The sequence below is a fragment of the Aeromonas sp. s6 genome (assembly GCF_040907815.1).
In the GTDB taxonomy this organism is placed as follows: domain Bacteria; phylum Pseudomonadota; class Gammaproteobacteria; order Enterobacterales; family Aeromonadaceae; genus Aeromonas; species Aeromonas caviae.
Genome location: NZ_JBFOCN010000033.1, coordinates 10637 through 28578, shown reverse-complemented (window position 1 = coordinate 28578; position 17942 = coordinate 10637). Strand labels below are relative to the sequence as shown.

The following is a 17942-nucleotide window of genomic DNA, read 5'->3' as shown; positions in this document are numbered from 1 at the left end:
TAAAAACACAGCCGTTCCGTGGGATTTGAATGAAATCTTGATGGTGGTCAGATTTTTACAGGGAAAGGTCAAGAGAAACGGGGGGAGGGGAGATGGCTTCTCTTCATTGCCACACCGCCCGGCCAACCAAGTCATGTGTTATCTCTTGCTCATCAATGCCTTGTAACAGCTGGTTACAGATCTTGCGTCGACCGGCGAACCCTTCCTCCAGTAAATTCAGCGGCGATTGAATGCACCACTAAGCCATGCTGGCCATCGCCTGCACCGCCGCCCTGTCCGCCTGTGACAGCGAGAAGGCGGCCAACAGCATCGCCAAACGCGCACCGATGCTGACATCCATGAGTCGAACCTGCTCATCCGCGATGGCGAACGGGGTAAGACTCAGTAGCCCGTCATCTCCAGATAACCGACGCCTTTTGCATCCCCCGAGACGGATACCGCCCCCTCCCAGTAGTCAAAGCGTCCCGTCATGGCCTGATCGGGCAGGCGCGCCTGGATGGTGAGCCTCATATCGCCGGCTGCCAGCTGCCACTCGATGGGGTAGGCTTGCCCCTTGGGGCCGCGCCAGGTCTTGCCGGGGGTGAGGCGGATCTGCGCAGGATTCAGCACCCGGCTGCTGCCGTCTCGTTCAATCAGGATGCCGTAGCGGTTCTCCGGCTCAGAGCGTCCCGATTTGGTGCGCAGGCGAAACAGCATCAACTCGCGGCCATCTTCAAACTGCAGCGAAAACCAGTCCCAGCCCGATTGCCACTGGGCCAATACCGAGCTGCTCCACTCGTGATCAAACCAGCCCTCACCGCTGACGTTACGGGTCTCCCCATCCAAGATCAGGGTGCCGCTGATGGTCAGGCGCGGGTAGGAGTAGTAGAAGGAGGCGTTGCCCGGGCTCTTCTCGCTGAAACCCGCTTTACCTTGCAGTACCGCGGGCTTGGCGGCGCTCACCTTCACATCAAGATCCCCCGCCTTGCTCCGCACCTTGAGGGTGGCGGGAAAGAGCGATTCCCCTTGAGAGGTAAGCACCCACTCTTTCAGCCAATACTCACCGCCGCTGGCACCGGCGAGCCCTGGCCCCTGGCGGCTGGTGCGCTCGTCCTGCTGGTGGCTGCCTTTGCTCACATCCGTGATGGCAAACTGGGCCAACCAGAGTTGAGGGGTGAGCCAGGGGTTCTCCGAGGTGATCTCCTGTTCAATGCCTTGGCGAAACAGGGTCCATTGCATGCCGTAGCCGCGTCCCTGCTCGTCTTTCAGGTTGCCGGTGAGATACCACCATTCGGAGCGGTAGTCGGGGTGGGCACCGTGATCGGCGGGCAGGTTGATGGACTGACCCGGCAGGGCCTTTTTGAAGTGATCGTTGCCGTCACCCAGGATGCTCCCCAGATCGCTGGCCTGCGCGTGGCCGCTTATGGCAACAAGCGGGATCAAGAGGGCTGCAAGCCAAGAGGACAAGATTCCCCTCACCCTGGCCCTCTCCCGAAGGGAGAGGGGATGGTTCGCGGCAGCTCTGTGCGCTTCTCTGCGCTGAATCAGGGGCGGTGATAGAGATCTGGTCAATGGGAACGTCAAGCCATGGCTGAGCCAGTGCGCCAACCAATCTTTCATACCACTCTCCTTGCGGCATACCAGGAGGCGAGCGCGCCACAGACGGGGGCGAGCAGGAGCGCCGTGACGGCGTGCAGGGGGGCGGCCTCGAAGGCCAGCCGCCAGCCAAAGGCGCGGGGGTTGACCACCTCAATCAGCACCCAGGCAAGGCCATAGCCCACCGGCAGGGCCAACAATGCGGTGAGCAGCCCGAGGCCTGCCCCTTGCCACACCAGCAGCCGGCGGCAGTGGCGCGGGCTCAGGCCAAGGCTTTGCAGGGTCTGCAACTCGCCGCGCCGGGCCAGCCCCAGCACCATAAAGGCCGAGCCGATGCCGACGAAGGCGATCCCCAGGATCAGCAACTTCAATAGTTCGGTCACCACGAAGGTCTGATCGAACACCCTGAGGGCGGCGGCGTGGATGGCGGGGGCGGGCAACAGGTTCACCTGCTCGCCAAACTGGCTCCTGAGCCTGTCACCAAGGTGCTCGGGGTCCGGGCTGAAGAGGGCAAGGGATTGCACCTTGCCCCCTTCGAAGGCATGCAGTATCTGCCCCTTGTCGCTGCCGTAATCCTGATAGACGCCGGTGACGGTGAAAGCCCTCGGCCCCCCCTCGCTGGTTACCTCGAGGCGCTGGCCCACCCTGACCCCGAGGCGTACCGTCAGCGGTTCGCTCGCCAGCACCTCGTCGGGAGCGGCGGGCCAGCGCCCGGCGAGCAAGGGATAGGCGGCTTTGAGCTCGGGGATAAAGTCCATCTGCGCCCACTCGATGGGCTGCCCCTGCCAGCGGGCGGGGTGCACCGAACGGCGGGAGGCGGCGCGCACGTCCGGCGAGGCGAGGATGGTGTTGAGGGTCTGCTCGCCGAGGGCGCCCCTGCTGCCCGCCACCCCCTTGGGAGCGGTGACGTAGAGATCGGCGGCCAGGCGCTGGCCGAGCCAGATCTCCACGCTCGAGCGAAAGCTCGACACCATGACCCCGATGCCGATGGCTGCGGCGATGGCCAGTTGCAGCGCCATCACCGCGATGGCGGTGCGATCCAGGTGATAGAGGGTTTCGGCCACCCCGAGCCGGGCGGTGAGGGGGCCGCGTGCACGCAGCCGCCCCAGCAAGGAGCGAAGGGCATCGGGCAGCAGGAGGGCCATGGCGAGCAGCCAGCCTCCGGCCACGAAGAGGGCGCCGCCAAGGCCGGTTTCTGGCCGCCACAGACACAGGGCGCACAGCAGCAGAATGGCGATGGCAAGCCCCCGGCGTTGCCAGGGGTGAGCCGGTGGGCGACTGTTGCCCTCTCGCAGCGCAAGGGGGGATTGGCGCAGCAGTTGCCACCAGCCGGGCAGGTTGGCGGCGAGCGTGCCCAGCAGGCCAATGACCAGCGCCTTGCCAAGGCTCGCGGGGGAGAGGCGCAGCAGATCGATGGGGTTGGGGCCATAGAGATCGGCCAGCGCCTGGGTGAGCTGCCCCATCAGGGAGAGGGCCAAGAGGATCCCCAGTAGCAGCCCGAGCAGAGTGCCGAGGGTGGCGAGGATCACAAGCTCCAGCATGAGCCAGCCAAGCACCCGGCGCGGCGGCATCCCGAGGATGATGAGCTGGGCGAGCAGGGGGCGGCGCACGCTCTGCACGAAGCGCTGGGCGTTGAACACCAAGAACAATCCCACCGCCATGGCGAGCAGGGAGAGGGCGGTAAGGTTCAGGGCCAGCGCATCCCCGAGCTGGCTGGCATCGAGCGCTGGGCTGATGGGCTCAAGCCAGAGGGGCTGATGGGGGGCATAGGATTGCAGGGCCGCCTGCAAGGCTCTTTGCAAGGTATTGGCCTCTTGCTCACTGAGTTTGAAGACGATGCGATCCAGTCTGCCAGCCTTGCCAAGCAGGGGCTGGGCGAGGCCGATGTCGGTCACCAGCAGCCGCTCCATGGGGACGGCGCCGGGCTCGAAGGTGCCGGCCAGGGTAAGGGTCAGGGGGCGTTGCCCCTCATCCCCCAGCACAAAGGTTCGCGACTGGCCCGGTTGCCAGTCAAGGCGCCTCGCCTCGGGGGCGGCCAGCCAGACGCTGTCGGCGCGATTCAACGAGACATCGGGTTGGCTGTCTGGCGCATCGCCAAAGAGGCGGCGCAGGGGGCCGGGGTTGAAGAGATCCATCCCCAGCAACTGGAAGCTGCGCCCCTGCTCGTCCTTGAGCCAGGCGTGAAGCTCTGGCATGGCGTCAAGGTTCGGCTGGCTTCGCACCAGCCTCACGTAGACTTGTTCATCCAGGTCACCCTGGGGGGCCAGGCGGTAGTTGGCCTCCCCGGCGAGCTGGCTGCGGGCGGCGACGAAGTTGGTGCGGGCGCTGTGGTTCAAGAGCTCGATGGCCACCACCAGGGTGACCCCGAGGGTGAGCCCGGCCAGGCTCATCAAGAGCAGCCAGGGGTGAGCGCGATAGAGGCGCAGCAGTGCCTTGAGCGGCAACATCAGCAGGCCCCCCGGCAGACGTCAGCCATGGCGGCGCCCCTTGAGCTCGACCAGCTGTCCCCCTTCAAGGCGCAGCACCCGATCCGCCAGGTCGCCATAGCCCGGGTTGTGGCTCACCAGCAAGAGACCGGCGCCGGTATCGCGCACCGCGCTCATCATCAGGGCCATCACCTGCTCGGCGTTGTGCTCGTCGAGACTCCCGGTGGGTTCGTCGGCGAGCAGCCAACGAGGCTGATGAATGAGGGCACGGGCCAGCGCCACCCGCTGGCGCTGGCCGCCGGAGAGCTGCTCCGGCCAGGCGTGGCGTTTGTGGCTCATGCCAAGGCGCGTGAGCAGGGCATCGAGGCGCCCATCGTCCTGGGGCAGGTTGTTTATCTGAAGGGGCAGGGCGAGGTTCTCGGCCACGGTCAGGGTCGGCAGCAGGTTGAAATCCTGATAGACGATGCCGAAATGGCGCCCGCGAAGCCGGGCACGCTCGTCTGTCGGCAGGGTGTCGAGGCGGGTCTCTTCCAGCCAGATCTCCCCCTCGTCCGGGGCGATGAGACCGGCGATGAGGTTGAGCAGGGTGGACTTGCCACAGCCGCTTTGCCCCAGCAGCAGGCAGGTTTCCCCCGGGGTGAGGGCGAGATCCAGCCCCTCAAACAGGGGGAGCGTCTCGCCGCCGTTGGCGAAGCGTTTACTGAGGTTGCGCAGGCTAAGCATGGTATAACCGTTTGATGGTCAATGGCTTTCACAATGTCCGTCACTATGCCAGTTAGTGATCGCGCCTGCAAAAGGGATGGGGATCCTCGCTGGATCCCGCTCGCCTGAGGTGGTTAGAATAGGGCCTTCCATGGGTCACAGGATGAGCAAGGATGTTACACAAGCAAGTCAGTTTTATCGTCGACAGCAAGGGCGTCAAGCAGGCTGCCGTGGTCCCCATCGATATCTACAACGAGCTGATGACCCTGCAAAAGGCCCTCTCCGACAACAAGCCGGGGGAGCGCGAGCTCTACCACTTCAACGGCAAGGGGGCAGAGGCCCATGGTTATCCGGTGGGCAAGCGGCAGAACCCCGGTTTCATGGTCCAGGCGGGCTCCACCGCCAACGGCGAGGATGCGGCCTCCCTGCGCGAGGCGGTGATCGAGCTGCGCCAGGAGCTGCTGGGCAAGGGGGTGCTCGTTCCCCACCCCGAAGGGGGCTTCATCTTTACCGCTGATCAGCTGTTCAACAGCCCGAGCCTGGCCGCGAGCCTGGTGGCGGGCAACAACCGAAGCGGGCTGGATGCCTGGCAAAACAGCGCAGGCTACACCCTCAAGCAATCGGGTTTTGGCAAGAAGACCTCCTGATGACGGGGCCTGGCAACGGGCCTCGCTCATGTTTGCCTGAGTGCCCGCGGCGGGCCGCTCATCAGGATGACAAGGAGGGCGGCTTCCCTTTGGGCTGCTAGCCTCAATGCCAGACGCCTGCCAGGAGATGCCGCCATGTCTGGACTCCTTCGCCTCGTGCCCGGGGCGGCCCTGCTCAGTGCCCCCGCCGCTGCGGGCAACGGCCCCCTCGATCTGACCCACAGCGGGGTCGGGCTCTTCGCCCTCGCCATCTTCGCCCTGGCTTATGCCCTGGTGATGGCCGAGGAGTACCTGAAGCTGCGCAAGTCCAAGCCGGTGCTGGTGGCCGCCGGCATCATCTGGATAGCCATCGGCCTGGTCTATACGGGGCAGGGGCACAGCGAGCTGGTTCAGGCTGGTTTTCGCCACAACCTGCTGGAGTATGCCGAGCTGATGCTCTTCTTGCTGGTGGCCATGACCTATGTGAACGCCATGGAGGACAGACTGCTGTTCGCCGTGCTGCGGGTACGCCTGGTGCAAGCGGGCTTCAGCCTGCGTACGCTCTTCTGGCTCACCGGTTTTCTCGCCTTTTTCATCTCCCCCGTGGTGGACAACCTCACCACGGCGCTGCTGATGTGTTCAGTGGTGCTCAACGTGGCCAACGGGGAGCGCCGCTTCATCAACCTGGCCTGCATCAACATCGTCGTGGCGGCCAATGCGGGCGGCGCCTTCAGCCCCTTTGGCGACATCACCACCCTGATGGTGTGGCAGGCGGGCAAGGTGCCGTTCCAGCAGTTCTTGCTGCTCTTCATCCCCGCCCTGCTCAACTTCCTGGTGCCGGCCACCCTGATGAGCCTGATGGTGCCCCGTCTGGTGCCCGCCATGCCGGGCGAGATGGTGGTGCCAAGGCGCGGCGCCGTTGTCATCGTGCTGCTCTTTGTGCTCACCATAGTGACCGCCGTCGCCTGCCATCATTTCCTGGGGCTGCCCCCCGTGCTCGGCATGATGATGGGGCTGGGCTACCTGCAATTTTTCAGTTTCTATCTGCGAAAGACCCAGCCCGTTACCTTGGCCCGGGCACGGGCGCTGTATGAGCGCACCGGGGACGAGGCCAGGCTGCTGCGTCAGGGCTCGGTGGTGCCGTTCGATGTGTTCAACAAGATTGCCAAGGCGGAGTGGGACACCCTGCTCTTCTTCTACGGGGTGGTGATGTGCGTCGGCGGCCTCGGGTTTATGGGGTATCTGGCGCTTGCATCCCATTTCCTCTATGACGGTGGCGATCCGACCCTGGCCAACGTCACCATCGGCCTGCTCTCCGCCCTGATCGACAACATTCCGGTGATGTTCGCCGTGCTCTCCATGGAGCCGCAGATGAGCACGGGGCAGTGGCTGCTGGTGACATTGACCACCGGGGTGGGGGGCAGTCTGCTTTCGGTCGGCTCCGCCGCCGGGGTGGCCCTGATGGGCCAGGCCAGGGGCATGTATACCTTCGTCGGGCACCTCAAGTGGTTGCCTGCCATTTTGCTTGGTTATATGGTCGGCATAGGGGCGCACCTGTGGCTCAACAGCGCCCTGTTTTAGGCAACCCGGTGCCAGGCACCAGGGAGAGGCAGGATGGGACAACTGTTCGAGGCGCTTTTGCCGCGCCATGTCACCTTTATCGAGGGGCAGAAGATCTTCTTCGTCGGTACGGCGGCCGCGAAGGGATCGGTCAATCTCTCCCCCAAGGGCGGGGATTCGCTGCGCGTCCTCGATGCCCACACCCTGGCCTGGCTCAACCTGACCGGCAGCGGCAACGAGTCCGCAGCCCAGGTGCTGCAACAGCCGCGCATGACGGTGATGTTCTGCGCCTTCGAGGGGGCGCCGCTTATTCTGCGGGCCTATGGCCAGGCACGGGTGCTGCACCGCACTGATCCGCAGTGGCCGTCGTTGCTGGCGCTGTTCCCCCCAAGCGTCGCGGCTCGCCAGATCTTCCTGCTGGACATTGAACGGGTCCAGACGTCGTGCGGCATGTCGGTGCCTCTGTATGAGTACCAGGGGGACAGGGAGGATCTTGCCAACTGGTCGGCCCGTCAGGGCCGGGAGGGGATTGAGGCCTACTGGCGCAAGAAGAACCAGCTAAGCCTGGATGGGCTGGAGAGCGAGATCCTGGCGCGCAGCGGGTTGCAGGCCGATGACTGAGGCCTGCGCCCCGATGCAAAAAGCCCTGTCCATGGACAGGGCTTTTTCATTGCAAGGCATCAGGGGACGCGCTTGCCGCTCAGCAGCCAGTAACTGAGGGCCGACCCCAGGCCGCAACCGGCGATGGCGATGGCCATGGGGAGCGGCGATTCAGGGGGATTGAGGTTGACCAGTACCCCCACCAGGGCCCCAAGGCCAAAGCGCAGGGTGCCCGCCAGCGCCGAGGCGGTGCCTGCGGACTGGGGGAAGTGGCCCATCAGGCCGGTCATGGCGTTGGCCCCCACCAGGCTGATGTGGCCGACGAAGAGCACGACGGGGATGACGATGCCCCACAGGCCCCCGGTCTGGCTCCAGGCGTTGTAGATGAGCAGGGCCCCGGCGAGCGGCAGCACGGTCAGGCCGTATCGCAGCATGCGCTCGGCACCCACCCCTTTCACCAGCCGGCTGTTGGCGAAGGTGACCACCATCATCAGCAGGATATTGAGGCCAAAGAGCCAGCCGTAGTGCTCGGTCGGCACCTTGAAATACTCGATGTAGACATAGGGGGAGGCGCTCAGGAAGGCGAACATGCCGGAGCTCGACAGGGCGCCGCACAGCACATAGCCCATGGCACCACGGTGGGAGAGCACCCCCCAGTAGTTGCGAAGCACCTGCCCGAGTCGCAGGGGTTGCTTGTGCTCGGGTTTGAGGGTTTCCTCAATTTTCCACTGCATCACCAGGCAGATGAGCAGGCTGATGGCCACCAGCAGCCAGAAGATGACCCGCCAGTCACTGTGAGCACTGATGTACCCCCCCACCACGGGGGCCACCAGGGGGGCGAGGGTCATCACCAGGATGACGAAGGACATGGCGCGGGAAAACGCATCCTTCTCGAACAGGTCGCGCAGCAGGGCGTTGACCACCACGGAACCCGCGGCGCCCCCTGCGGCCTGCAACATGCGCCAGGCGAGGAGCTCAGGCAGGGAGTCCGCCATGGCGCAGCCCACGGAGGCCACGGCAAACATCGTCAGGCCCGCCAGGATCACCGGCTTTCTGCCGAAGCTGTCGGCGAGCGGCCCGTAAAAGAGCTGGCCGATGGCAAAGCCCCCCAGGAAGGCGCTGATGGTGAGCTGGGCGCCGTCGATGCTGGTAGCCAGATCCCGGGCGATGGCGGGAATGGCGGGCAGATACATGTCCACCGCGAGGGGAGTCAGGCCCGCCAGGGCACCGAGCAGGATGAAGAGGAAACGGGGGGAGAGGGAGCTGGCTTGGGGCATAGGGTATCCGAGTCGTGGGCTGGGCCGGGTTAAGAGGCAGGTGTTGAGTCTATCAGTTTTGGCGGGCGCGATCAGGTGCATCCTGCCCGATGCCCTTTTGTCTGGTGTGGCGCCAGAGCAGCCAGAGCCAGGCAAGCCATCCGAGCAGGGAGAGGGCATTGCCGGTGCGCTCCGGCCAGCGTGCCGCCAGGGTCAGGGTGAGGCTGTGGTGGCCCGCCGGAACCCAGAGTTGCATCAACCCCTGGCGATTGGCGCTCACCGTCAGCGCCAGGTGTCCGTCGAGGCGGGCCTCCCAGCCGGGGTAATGGTATTGGTGCAGGACCAGCCGGGTCGGTACCCGGGTCTTGACCTCCAGCGCCAGGGCGCGGGGTTGCCAGCGGGTCAGGCTCCAGCTCGCGCCTGGCGGTTCGGCGCTGACAGGCGGCTGGAACTCCTCCTTCCAGGCGAGCAGGGTCGGGGCGAACATGCCTCCCGGTACCTGCCTTGGTCTGTATTCCCGGGCACTGCGCTTGCTGTCGAACTCGAATGCCATGGCCTCTCGTTCGGGGGCCTGGGTCAGGGGGGCGTGACGCACATAGGCCAGGGTGGAGAGGAGGGTCAGCAGAAATACTCCCCACCAGAGCCCCTGCCAGAGACGATGGGGCTGGGTGCCGAGCGCCACCACAGCGACCGTGGCAAGGGCGAGCACCAGGTTGAGCCGCCAGGGAAACTGCACCCGCTGCAAGGGGGGAAGCAGGCTCCAGAGAGGCTGGCTCGGGGGCAGCATCATCAGGAAGGCGACGACGCCGATCGCCCCCCAGCACAGCAGCTCGGGGTGGCGCGGCTCCCGGGCGGCGGCCCAGGCGATGAGCAGCAGGACCAGGGTCAGCATGCTCTGCCACGCCAGGTGACCGCGAAAACGCCAGTCCTCCCAGGCGCTGGGCAGGCGGTCGAGAAAGTTGCGCCTGTAGTCGAACATGCCGCCGCGCATCAGCTCCATGGAGATGGCCCCCTGATCCGCCAGGGCGGGCAGCAGCAGGGCGGCTGCCATGCAAAGCCCCACGCCCTGGGCGCCGAGGGCTTGCCAGCAGGGCGTCAGAGTGCGGGTGCGTCTGGCGAACCAGAAGGCGCGCAAGGTGACCAGCCCCATCATGAGCAAGAGGCTGGGGAGGTGGGAGAAGGCCAGCAGCGCCAGCCCCAGGATCAGCAGGGGCAACCCCTGAGGTCGTCCGCGGTGGGCGAGATCCTGCCCCAGCAGGATAAGGGGAGCCCAGGCGAAGGCCCAGAACTCCGCCAGGGCGAAGCGGGCATAGAGATCCATGGCGACATGATAGGGCAGCGCCAGATAGAGCAGGCTGGCGGCCAGGGCCCGGCCAGGGGGCGTGGTGGCACGCAGCCACAGATAGGCAAACACCCCAGAGAGCAGCAGGGCCAGGGTGGCGCTGCCAAGTAAAGGGTAGATGGCCTGCTGGGGGTGGGCACCGGGCCCGGCAAAGAGGGCGCTGACGTAGTAGGGGAGCGGGGGATAGAAGAAGAAGGTGGGGCTGCCGAAGCCGCCGTTCATGGCCATCAGCCAGCGGGGATAGAGCTCCCCCTGCCAGAGCTGGCGGGCAAAGTAGTGGCCGGATAGCAGGTGGTGGAACAGATCGTGTCCCTGGCTGCCCCCCTGCCACCAGAGCGGCAGCATCAGCAGGGCGCAGGCCAGCGCCAGGATCAGGGGCACCAGTGCCCACTCCTTGCCTCCCTTCATTCATCCTCTCCCTGCCAGGCCCATGCGCAGTGAGTGTAGACGAGTCGTGCGATGCCCTCGCAAGTGCCCGGTTCAGCGGGGCAGGGCGAGCCAGAGGCCGGGTTCGGCGTGAAAGCGGGGGGAAAACCAGAGGGTGTCATAAGGGCCTGGTAGCGCCTCTGCCCCCAGGGGGCGGCGGCTGAGGCGGCAGGCCCCCTGGGTGAGCGCAAGGGCGGCATCCCCCCGGTACCAGCCGTCGGTGACGGGCAGGGTTGTGGTTTCCCTAAGCAGCCTCACTCCCCACTGGGTCACCAGCCCCGGGCACGTTTGTTCGGCCAGTCTGGCGGCCCGGGTCATGGCTGGTGCCACCGGTGGGGTGAGGGTGCTGAGCAGCAGCAACAGGGCTCCCAGCATGGCTGGCAGCTCGCCCCGGCGCGGCAGCCAGCCTGCCAGCAGCACGAGGCCGAGCAGGGTGATGGGCGCGAGATGGCGGGGATTGTCCGGATTCTGGCCAACCAGGGTCCAGAGCAGCAGAACGAGCCAGTAGAGCGTCCAGAGCACGGAGGGGGTCGCATTGTGATCTTTTGACCGTTGCCAGAGTGGCAGTATCAGCAAGGCTCCCATCAACAGGGGCCAGAGCGGGGTGAGCTGATCGTTGAAGGTATTCGCCCAGCTCAGCAGCCGATCCCCGTGGGCCGCCGCCGTGTTGCCCCAGAGGGTGAAGTGGCCGTCGGTAAAGCGCCGCCCCTCGGCAAAATAGGCCCAGCCGTCGGCCTGCCAGACAAACAGCAGGCAGGCTAGCCCCACCAGCGCGATGGGGAGCACAAACCTGACGCGGTTGCCCTGCTGCGCCATCCCCAGCCAAAGGGGCAGCAGAGCCAGCACGAAGTAGGAGGGGCGTAGCGCCAGCATAAGGCCGAGCAGCAGACCTGCCAGGGCCGCTTTGCGATGCAGCAAGGCCAGCAGCGCGGCCAGCCAGGCGGCGAGCGCAGGCCCGTCGGACAGGCCGGAGAGCGCCAGGGTCGGGGTGAGCGGCAGGGCCAGCACCAGCAGCCAGACCGGCGCCAGCAGGCTTGGCCGCTGCCACAATCTGACCGCGAGGGAGGCGGCGAGCGGCGCCAGCAAACTGCTCCCCAAGAGGCTGGCCCACTGCACCGCCCGGGCCGGATCGTCCACCGCGAGATTGATCAGTCGCGCCAGCCAGATAAAGGCGGGGTAGCCCGGAAAGTGGGGGGAGAACTCCAGCACGCTGAAGCGCACCACCCCGTGGGCAAAGTTGAGGGCATCGTCGGAATCGAGTGCTACCGGGAAGGTCAGCAGCCAGCCAAGCCAGGCCAGTTGCAGCAGGGCAAGCAGCCACATGGTGATTGAGCTGGTGGAAGCCCAACGCCGATACGTTGCCTTCCCCCTCATCCCCAGCCCTTCTCCCGCAAGGGGAGAAGGGGGCAAACCGGCGTCCGGGTGCATCTATCGGCAGGCCGTGCGTAGGGTGGGGAGAGTGCAGCGAAACCCACCGTTTGTCACAACGAATTGGCGCAATGATGGGCTGGTGGCCATCAAAGCGGTGCCAGCACGGCCATCAGCGCTTTTTCGGCCTCGGTGAAAGCGGCGGCGTCGGCGGGCTTGGCTCCCACCCCGAACACCCCAGGGTTGCCGATGGCATCCAGCACCTTGGCCAGCGCCTGTTCGGCGGCTTTGCGATCCCCTTCATCGAGGGAGGGGAGGATCAAATCGAGGAAGCGCTTGCTCTTGACCACCAGAACCTTGGCGGTCTGGTAGTCGCCAAGGTTCTGGCTGGCCCCCTCGAGGCGGCGCTCGATCTCCGCCTTGTAGGCCCGGTTGAGCAGGGCGGCGGTGGCTGCGGCGTCTTTGGCCTTGATGGCGGCTGCCAGCGGTGCTTGCAGCTCGACCTTGTGGTGCTGTTCCAGATAGGTCAGCTCCTCGGCAATCTCGCTCAAGGTGGCGCTGGCTTCCTTGCCGTCAGTGGCTGCGCCCAGCAGTGCCTCGCGGGCATCGATCAGCGGCTCCTTGCCGGCGGCGGCGTAGGAGTAAGCCTGCGCCTGCCCGCAGAGGGTCAGCAGCAGGGTGAGGGCGAGTAAACCCGGGCGTATGGTCATCCTGTTCTCCTTACTTATGCCAAGAGGTTATGCCCATGGCGCGGCACTCAGGCCACGCTCTGGGTTTCGATCACGGTGTTTTCGTTGCGATGATTGAAGATGGCGTGGCGTCTGTCCACCCCGTCGATCACCATGTCGGCGGCCATCATCCCCATCTCCATGGCGGTGTCGGTGAAGATGTAGCGGAATGTCCCCTGACGGCCGGTCATGATGAGGTTGGTGATGGGCATCAGCGCCTTGATGGCTTCGTTGCGACGGGCCTGATAGCCGAGATCCATCAGCGGATAGGCGTACTCGCTACGTGCTTCAAAAGTCTCATCGCCGAGCGTCTGGGTATCGACGCCGAGGCTGTCGAGATCGGCGGTGACCCGACCGCGCAGATCAGAGAGCGGTGCCTGCCAGGTGGCATCCCCTGGATTGCAGGGGATTTCCAGCATCACGGATGTTTGCCCCTGAGGCGCCATAAAGGGGCTGCGCCGGCGCGGCTCCTGCAAGCGGGTGGCCAGAATATGGGGGTCGGAGAGGTACTGCCAGGTGTTGTCCGACAGGTTCTCCTGTTTGAGGGGCATATTGACGAAGCGAAGCGACCGGTAGTGGAGATCGCACGGCAAGCCCAGGTGCTGGCAGGTGAGCGGCAGCGGTAGGGTGGAGATCACCTGATCAAAGCGCTCGCTCTGCTCCACGTCATCTTGTTTCCAATACACCCGTTCAATGCGGCCATCGGTCTGCTCAAGGCGGGTGATGGTGGCGCCGGTCTTGAGTGTGACGCCCTCTGTCACCAGCCGCTCCCCCAGGGTGGTGAAGATCTGGCCAAAGCCATACTTTGGATAACGATATTTGCGGGCATAGGTGCGCACCGACATGCTGCCGTTGCGCCTTGGCAACAGGCGGCGCGCCACGTCTTTGAGATCGATCAGGCTGATGCGCTGGCCAGCCCAGTCGGCGGAGAGCTTGTCCGGGTTGATGCCCCACAACTTGCCGGTGTAGCCCTCGAAGAACTGGCGGTAGAGGGTGCGACCAAAGTGGCTCTGGATCCACTCGGCAAAGCTCGCCTTGGCAAAATCGGTGGGCTTCCTGGCAAAGGGCAACAGCAGCAGATCCTTCACCGCACCGGCCATGAGTGCCAGCGGCGCCGTCTTGAGCAGGTTGGGCAGGTTCAAGGGGTAGTCATAGGTACGCCCGCCAAAGCGGATCACGCTCTTGCGCTCGGCGTGGAGCAGATCGTCCCCCATCAGCTCGTCGATAAAGGCGAGCAGCTCGGGGTTCTTGGTGATGAAGCGGTGGCCGCCGTAGTCGAAGCGATACTCGCCGTCGCGCCCCTTGAAGGTCTGGGTGGCGCACATGCCGCCGACGACCGGCTCCTGCTCGAACAGGGTGACCGCAAAACCGGCCTGGCGCAGGCGCCAGGCGGCCATCAGACCGGCAGGGCCGGCGCCCAGCACAGCAATGTGCTTCTTGTTGTTGTCGTTCATGAGTGTTCCGAAACGGCGTGATAGCTGGGGGAGCGCGCCTGTGCGCGGCTCCCGAACAGAGTGTGATCCCCGGGCTCAGCCCCTGGTCGGGGCGGCGCTCCCTTGGGGGCGATAGCTGCGATGCCAGAGGGTGACAAAGATGATGAGGTAGCTTGCCCAGGTCAGCAACTGCAGGCCCGCCGGTGAGGCGTTGTAGCCAAACAGGGCGCGCAGGAAGGTGCCGAATACCCCCTTATCGTCGAGGATGTGGCTGATGTTGAAGACAGGCGTGGTCCAGAAAGTGATGACGTCCGCTGCCTGCAACATGTTGACGGCGGACGAGAGCAAGCCTGCTGCGATGATGATGATGAGCAGGCCGGTCCAGCGGAAGAAGGGGGCCAGCGCCACCTTGCGGGTGGATCGCAGCAGCCCCCACACCAGCACCACAGAGACCAGCAGCCCCGCCAGCGCCCCCATCAGCCCCTGGTGCAGATCCACCCCTTGCCCGGAGTAAACCAGGGCCGAGAAGAACAGCACGGTTTCAAAGCCTTCGCGCATCACCGCCAGAAAGGCGAGCAGCACCAGACCAAACAGGTTGCCACCGTCGATGGCGGCATCGATGCGCGCCGTCATGGCCCCCACCTGGGATTTGGCCTGTTTTTGCATCCAGATAGCCATATAGGTGAGCACCAGGGTGGCAAAAATCAGGATCCCCGCCATCAGCAAATGGTTGTAGCGCTCGCTCTCGAACTGGCTCACCACCACCTGGAACAGGAAGGCGATGACAAGGGAGGCGACAAGACCCAGCCCCACCCCCAGATAGATGAACTTGTTGTAGCGGCTTGCCCCCAGCTTGGCGAGGTAGGAGAGGCTGATGCCGACCAGCAGGAAGGCTTCCAGCCCCTCGCGCAGGGTAATGAGAAAACTTGCGAACATCAGGATTGAGGCTCCGTATCGGGCGTGAGGGGGAGGGGCTGCAGGGTGAGTTGCAGCCGATTGAGTTGCACTATGGGTGGCTCCGGCAAGCTCGGCTCGGCGGCGCGCACCGCATCATTGACCCACTTGGGGTAGGTGCGGAAATTGAGTCTGATATCGGCCTTGAAGGGCCCCTGGGCATCAGCGGGCAGCGGCCAGACTTCATCGCGCCAGCCATCGGCCGGGATGCGGGTGTCTTCAAGGAGCTTGGCGTAGCGCCAGAACTTGAGCCCCACCGGCTTGCCCTCGGCGTCGCCGAACACTTTTCTGAACAGTCGTGCATCTTCAGGGACGGCGCCATCCACCGGCTGGCCGCTTTCAAGCACCCGCTTGCCGCTGGCGTCGGTAACGGTCAGCTCCAGCCAGAGTTCACGGAAATCGGCGACCCCGGTGGGCAGGGCGTGGCCGGCGCCTGTATTGGCGACTCTCACTACCAGCGCGGGTTGGCCACTCTGGTTTTCAATGCGGGCCGAGAGGGTGGCGCTTGAACGCAGCAGCGCCAGGCTCTCCTGCTCGAGGGTTGCACTCCTCAGCCCCACCAGCTGGTGCTGGGCACCGGTAAAGTTGTGGCGATAGAGCCGCTCTTTCACGGTGCCGTTTTCGGTGGACTGGCCCGCCACCGGCGCGCCGCCATTGCCCGGCTCGGGGTTCATATGGCAGTCGATGCAGGTGCGCCGTTTGGCGGGATCTTCGGCTTTGGCGAAGCTGGATTTTTCCCACTCGTCCCAGGTGTTGACGATATTGGCGCCGGTGCCCGGGGCGAACTCGTTGTGGCACGATTTGCACAGGGCCGCGTCCCGGTAGAAATCCTTCTGGTAGGAGGCCTTGTGCATGGCGGGACGGGCGTTGATCTGCCGCTCCGCCAGCCAGTGCTGGAGGCTGCCTCCCGGGGCATCCTCGAACACATAGCTCTCGCGGTCTTTCAAATTGACCGTAAAGGCGCTGTTGCCGCCGGCATCCTCGAGCTTGGTGATGCGATGACAGAGCACGCAGCCTGTGCCTTCTTCCACCACGGGCTCGCCTTTCTGGTGGGCCGCAATGAGCGAAGCGCCGCCCTGCTCGAACATGTGGGAGCCCTTGGGCAGATCAGTCTGGCCGTTCATCACCTGCTGGGGCATGTGACAGCCCTGGCACCACTGGCCGAAGGCTTCGCCCTCGGTTTCGCGGGCCAGTGCCTGCACCACCTTGTAGTAGGGGTGGGAGTTGCCCATCAGCCGGTGGTTGCTCTCGCTCCAGTCCTTGAACGCCTGTTGGTGGCAGTTCTGGCAGGAGGCGGAGTTGAGCCACTCTTTCGGGTGGGTGGTCGGCGCCTTGGCAGGATCCCTGCGCGGGGCATCGAGCCGCAGCCAGTTGGCCAGATAGGGGAGGTTGCCGTCACTGGTCACGAAGGCGTGCAGATCCTCCATCATCGCCTGCACCTCGGGCTGGGGCCTCGCGGGGTCGACCGCTTCGGCCCCATCGCGGGTGTCATGACCCATGCCGCCCTGGGTCTGCTGGGTCATGCGCAGGTATTCGCCGATAAAGTCCCCCGCCACCATGTTGGCGAGGTTGGCGTGGCCGTTGATGGCGTTGTCACCGCTCTGCTGGCGATGGGCCGCCATCAGATAGCGGTTGGTGAAGTTGAACCCGTCCAGATGGCAGGAGTTGCAGCTCATCCAGTTGTCCCCCGCCATGGGGAAGCGACTGTTGGCGGCAGTATTACCCAGGTTGAACAATCGTTCACCGCGCTTGAGGGCTTTGGGGCGGGGATCGGTCTCTACCAGCTTGGCGAAGTGGGGCACATCGACGGTGACCCGGGCAAACGGGCCGCTGCCGCCGCTATTGAGACGGGTGAGATCCTGCCCCATGACGTTGTGGACCAGGATGTGGTCGCCATCGATCAGCAGATCGCGCGGATTCTGGCCCGGCAGGTGACGCAAGAGCTGGGTCGCCTTGGCGCCCCCCTGAAACTTCTTGCGGCGGTGGCGGTTGCTGTTCTGCTTGCCGCTGCGCGACAGGTCGAACACCAGCAAGTCTTCGGAACCCGCCAGGGTCAGGTAGACCCGCTTGCCATCGGCGGCGAAGCGCGCCGCGAACGGGTTGGAGACGATCTGGCTGCGGTTGCCGACACTGGGCAGGTTGATCTGCAAGAAGAGCTGTTTTCTTTCATCGACCCGCTCCTTCTCTTCATCGAGATCGATGATGGAGACCGCCGGGAAGACGGTGCTCTGAAACTGGAAGGGGTGGTCGAAGCTCCAGAGCACATGGGGCAGCCAGGCTTCGCTGCCATCGGGGGAGAGGGCGATGCCGTCCAGCAGGCGCGGCAAGCCCTGGGAGTCGCTCGGGGTATCGCTGTGGGTTTCCGCCAGGGTGATGAGCTTGGGCTTGGGGAGGGTAGCGCCCTTCTCAAGTTTGGCGAGATCATAGATGGCGAGCTGGCCTGTCATGGCGTGGGTGAGCAGCAGGCGATCGTCGTTGGTCAATGCCAGCCCGCGGGGAGTCTCGGCGGTTTTTGCATCCAGCTGGAGGTTGCCCGCCCTGTCATAAGCCTGAAGGCGCCCTCCCTCGAACAGCGTGACCCAGAACCACTGACGCTTGGGATCGAAGATAACGCCATAGGGTCTATGGCCGGTGGGGATCGCCTTGTCCAGGGTGAGATCATCCTCCAAGAGCAGCAGGCGATCGCCGCTGTAATCGGTGACCAGCAGGGTGCCGTCGTCTGCGCGGGCCAGCTGGCGCAGATCGCCTCCCAGCTGCACCTCCTTGAGCCGCTTGCCGCTATCACGCTCAAGCAGGGTGACGGAGCCGGCACTCTGGTTGGCGGTGACGAGGCGCGGGGCGCTCCCCTCGTCATAGGCAATCATGGCGGCGCCCATCTCCTGGGCCGAGGCGGTCCCCAGCAACAGGGCGGCGAACATCAGGGATAACAACAACTTCAACATAAGA

At 64.9% G+C, this 17942-nt stretch carries 13 protein-coding genes; 3 read left to right on the top strand and 10 right to left on the bottom strand.

Going from position 1 to position 17942, the window contains the following annotated elements; genetic code table 11:
* Positions 1–381: 381 nt before the first annotated feature.
* The 3 genes from AB5Y50_RS04920 to AB5Y50_RS04910 form a co-directional block, all read right to left on the bottom strand.
* Entirely contained in the window at positions 382–1422 is a 1041-nt protein-coding gene (locus AB5Y50_RS04920) for a lipocalin-like domain-containing protein (protein WP_053288508.1), read from the bottom strand.
* Between the two features lie 173 nt (positions 1423–1595).
* On the bottom strand, positions 1596–4022 hold the full coding sequence (locus tag AB5Y50_RS04915) for an FtsX-like permease family protein (protein ID WP_053288507.1): 2427 nt from the start codon (positions 4020–4022) through the stop codon (positions 1596–1598).
* 21 nt (positions 4023–4043) lie between these two features.
* The gene (locus tag AB5Y50_RS04910) at positions 4044–4724 is read right to left on the bottom strand and encodes an ABC transporter ATP-binding protein (RefSeq protein WP_043155604.1); all 681 of its coding nucleotides are present in this window, start codon (positions 4722–4724) and stop codon (positions 4044–4046) included.
* A gap of 152 nt (positions 4725–4876) precedes the next feature.
* On the opposite strand from AB5Y50_RS04910, the gene AB5Y50_RS04905 reads away from it, so the two are divergent.
* The 3 genes from AB5Y50_RS04905 to AB5Y50_RS04895 all read left to right on the top strand — a co-directional run bounded on the left by AB5Y50_RS04905 (position 4877) and on the right by AB5Y50_RS04895 (position 7510).
* Positions 4877–5350 carry a DUF4357 domain-containing protein gene (locus AB5Y50_RS04905; RefSeq protein WP_010674381.1) on the top strand — a complete coding sequence of 158 codons (474 nt, stop codon included), beginning with the start codon at positions 4877–4879 and terminating at the stop codon, positions 5348–5350.
* A 135-nt stretch (positions 5351–5485) separates the two neighbouring features.
* Positions 5486–6910 carry a sodium:proton antiporter NhaD gene (gene nhaD / locus AB5Y50_RS04900; RefSeq protein ID WP_043155607.1) on the top strand — a complete coding sequence of 475 codons (1425 nt, stop codon included), beginning with the start codon at positions 5486–5488 and terminating at the stop codon, positions 6908–6910.
* Positions 6911–6943: 33 nt separating this feature from the next.
* The gene (locus AB5Y50_RS04895; protein ID WP_043155609.1) at positions 6944–7510 is read left to right on the top strand and encodes a pyridoxamine 5'-phosphate oxidase family protein; all 567 of its coding nucleotides are present in this window, start codon (positions 6944–6946) and stop codon (positions 7508–7510) included.
* Between the two features lie 59 nt (positions 7511–7569).
* Here AB5Y50_RS04895 and AB5Y50_RS04890 read toward each other — a convergent pair whose 3' ends face one another.
* From AB5Y50_RS04890 to AB5Y50_RS04860, 7 genes are all read right to left on the bottom strand, one after another.
* Positions 7570–8766 (bottom strand): Bcr/CflA family multidrug efflux MFS transporter, encoded by a 1197-nt coding sequence (locus AB5Y50_RS04890; protein ID WP_010674385.1) that lies wholly within the window; start codon positions 8764–8766, stop codon positions 7570–7572.
* A 52-nt stretch (positions 8767–8818) separates the two neighbouring features.
* The gene (locus AB5Y50_RS04885; RefSeq protein WP_202040350.1) at positions 8819–10495 is read right to left on the bottom strand and encodes a 6-pyruvoyl-tetrahydropterin synthase-related protein; all 1677 of its coding nucleotides are present in this window, start codon (positions 10493–10495) and stop codon (positions 8819–8821) included.
* A gap of 72 nt (positions 10496–10567) precedes the next feature.
* On the bottom strand, positions 10568–11830 hold the full coding sequence (locus AB5Y50_RS04880) for a hypothetical protein (protein ID WP_202040353.1): 1263 nt from the start codon (positions 11828–11830) through the stop codon (positions 10568–10570).
* Between the two features lie 200 nt (positions 11831–12030).
* The gene (locus AB5Y50_RS04875) at positions 12031–12591 is read right to left on the bottom strand and encodes a hypothetical protein (RefSeq protein ID WP_043155612.1); all 561 of its coding nucleotides are present in this window, start codon (positions 12589–12591) and stop codon (positions 12031–12033) included.
* Between the two features lie 47 nt (positions 12592–12638).
* Positions 12639–14063 (bottom strand): FAD-dependent oxidoreductase, encoded by a 1425-nt coding sequence (locus tag AB5Y50_RS04870; protein WP_043155615.1) that lies wholly within the window; start codon positions 14061–14063, stop codon positions 12639–12641.
* A gap of 75 nt (positions 14064–14138) precedes the next feature.
* Positions 14139–14978 carry an FTR1 family protein gene (locus AB5Y50_RS04865; protein WP_043155619.1) on the bottom strand — a complete coding sequence of 280 codons (840 nt, stop codon included), beginning with the start codon at positions 14976–14978 and terminating at the stop codon, positions 14139–14141.
* The gene (locus AB5Y50_RS04860) at positions 14978–17938 is read right to left on the bottom strand and encodes a YncE family protein (protein ID WP_043155620.1); all 2961 of its coding nucleotides are present in this window, start codon (positions 17936–17938) and stop codon (positions 14978–14980) included. Before AB5Y50_RS04860 ends, AB5Y50_RS04865 begins: the two co-directional genes overlap by 1 nt.
* Positions 17939–17942 lie beyond the last annotated feature (4 nt).

What these genes read in the sequence shown, in the direction of transcription:
- AB5Y50_RS04910 (WP_043155604.1), bottom strand. Translation starts at nt 4,724, where the DNA reads ATGCTTAGCCTGCGCAACCTCAGTAAACGCTTCGCCAACGGCGGCGAG.
- AB5Y50_RS04915 (WP_053288507.1), bottom strand. Translation starts at nt 4,022, where the DNA reads ATGTTGCCGCTCAAGGCACTGCTGCGCCTCTATCGCGCTCACCCCTGG.
- AB5Y50_RS04875 (WP_043155612.1), bottom strand. Translation starts at nt 12,591, where the DNA reads ATGACCATACGCCCGGGTTTACTCGCCCTCACCCTGCTGCTGACCCTC.
- AB5Y50_RS04895 (WP_043155609.1), top strand. Translation starts at nt 6,944, where the DNA reads ATGGGACAACTGTTCGAGGCGCTTTTGCCGCGCCATGTCACCTTTATC.
- AB5Y50_RS04865 (WP_043155619.1), bottom strand. Translation starts at nt 14,978, where the DNA reads ATGTTCGCAAGTTTTCTCATTACCCTGCGCGAGGGGCTGGAAGCCTTC.
- nhaD (WP_043155607.1), top strand. Translation starts at nt 5,486, where the DNA reads ATGTCTGGACTCCTTCGCCTCGTGCCCGGGGCGGCCCTGCTCAGTGCC.
- AB5Y50_RS04885 (WP_202040350.1), bottom strand. Translation starts at nt 10,495, where the DNA reads ATGAAGGGAGGCAAGGAGTGGGCACTGGTGCCCCTGATCCTGGCGCTG.
- AB5Y50_RS04870 (WP_043155615.1), bottom strand. Translation starts at nt 14,063, where the DNA reads ATGAACGACAACAACAAGAAGCACATTGCTGTGCTGGGCGCCGGCCCT.
- AB5Y50_RS04860 (WP_043155620.1), bottom strand. Translation starts at nt 17,938, where the DNA reads ATGTTGAAGTTGTTGTTATCCCTGATGTTCGCCGCCCTGTTGCTGGGG.
- AB5Y50_RS04890 (WP_010674385.1), bottom strand. Translation starts at nt 8,766, where the DNA reads ATGCCCCAAGCCAGCTCCCTCTCCCCCCGTTTCCTCTTCATCCTGCTC.
- AB5Y50_RS04905 (WP_010674381.1), top strand. Translation starts at nt 4,877, where the DNA reads ATGTTACACAAGCAAGTCAGTTTTATCGTCGACAGCAAGGGCGTCAAG.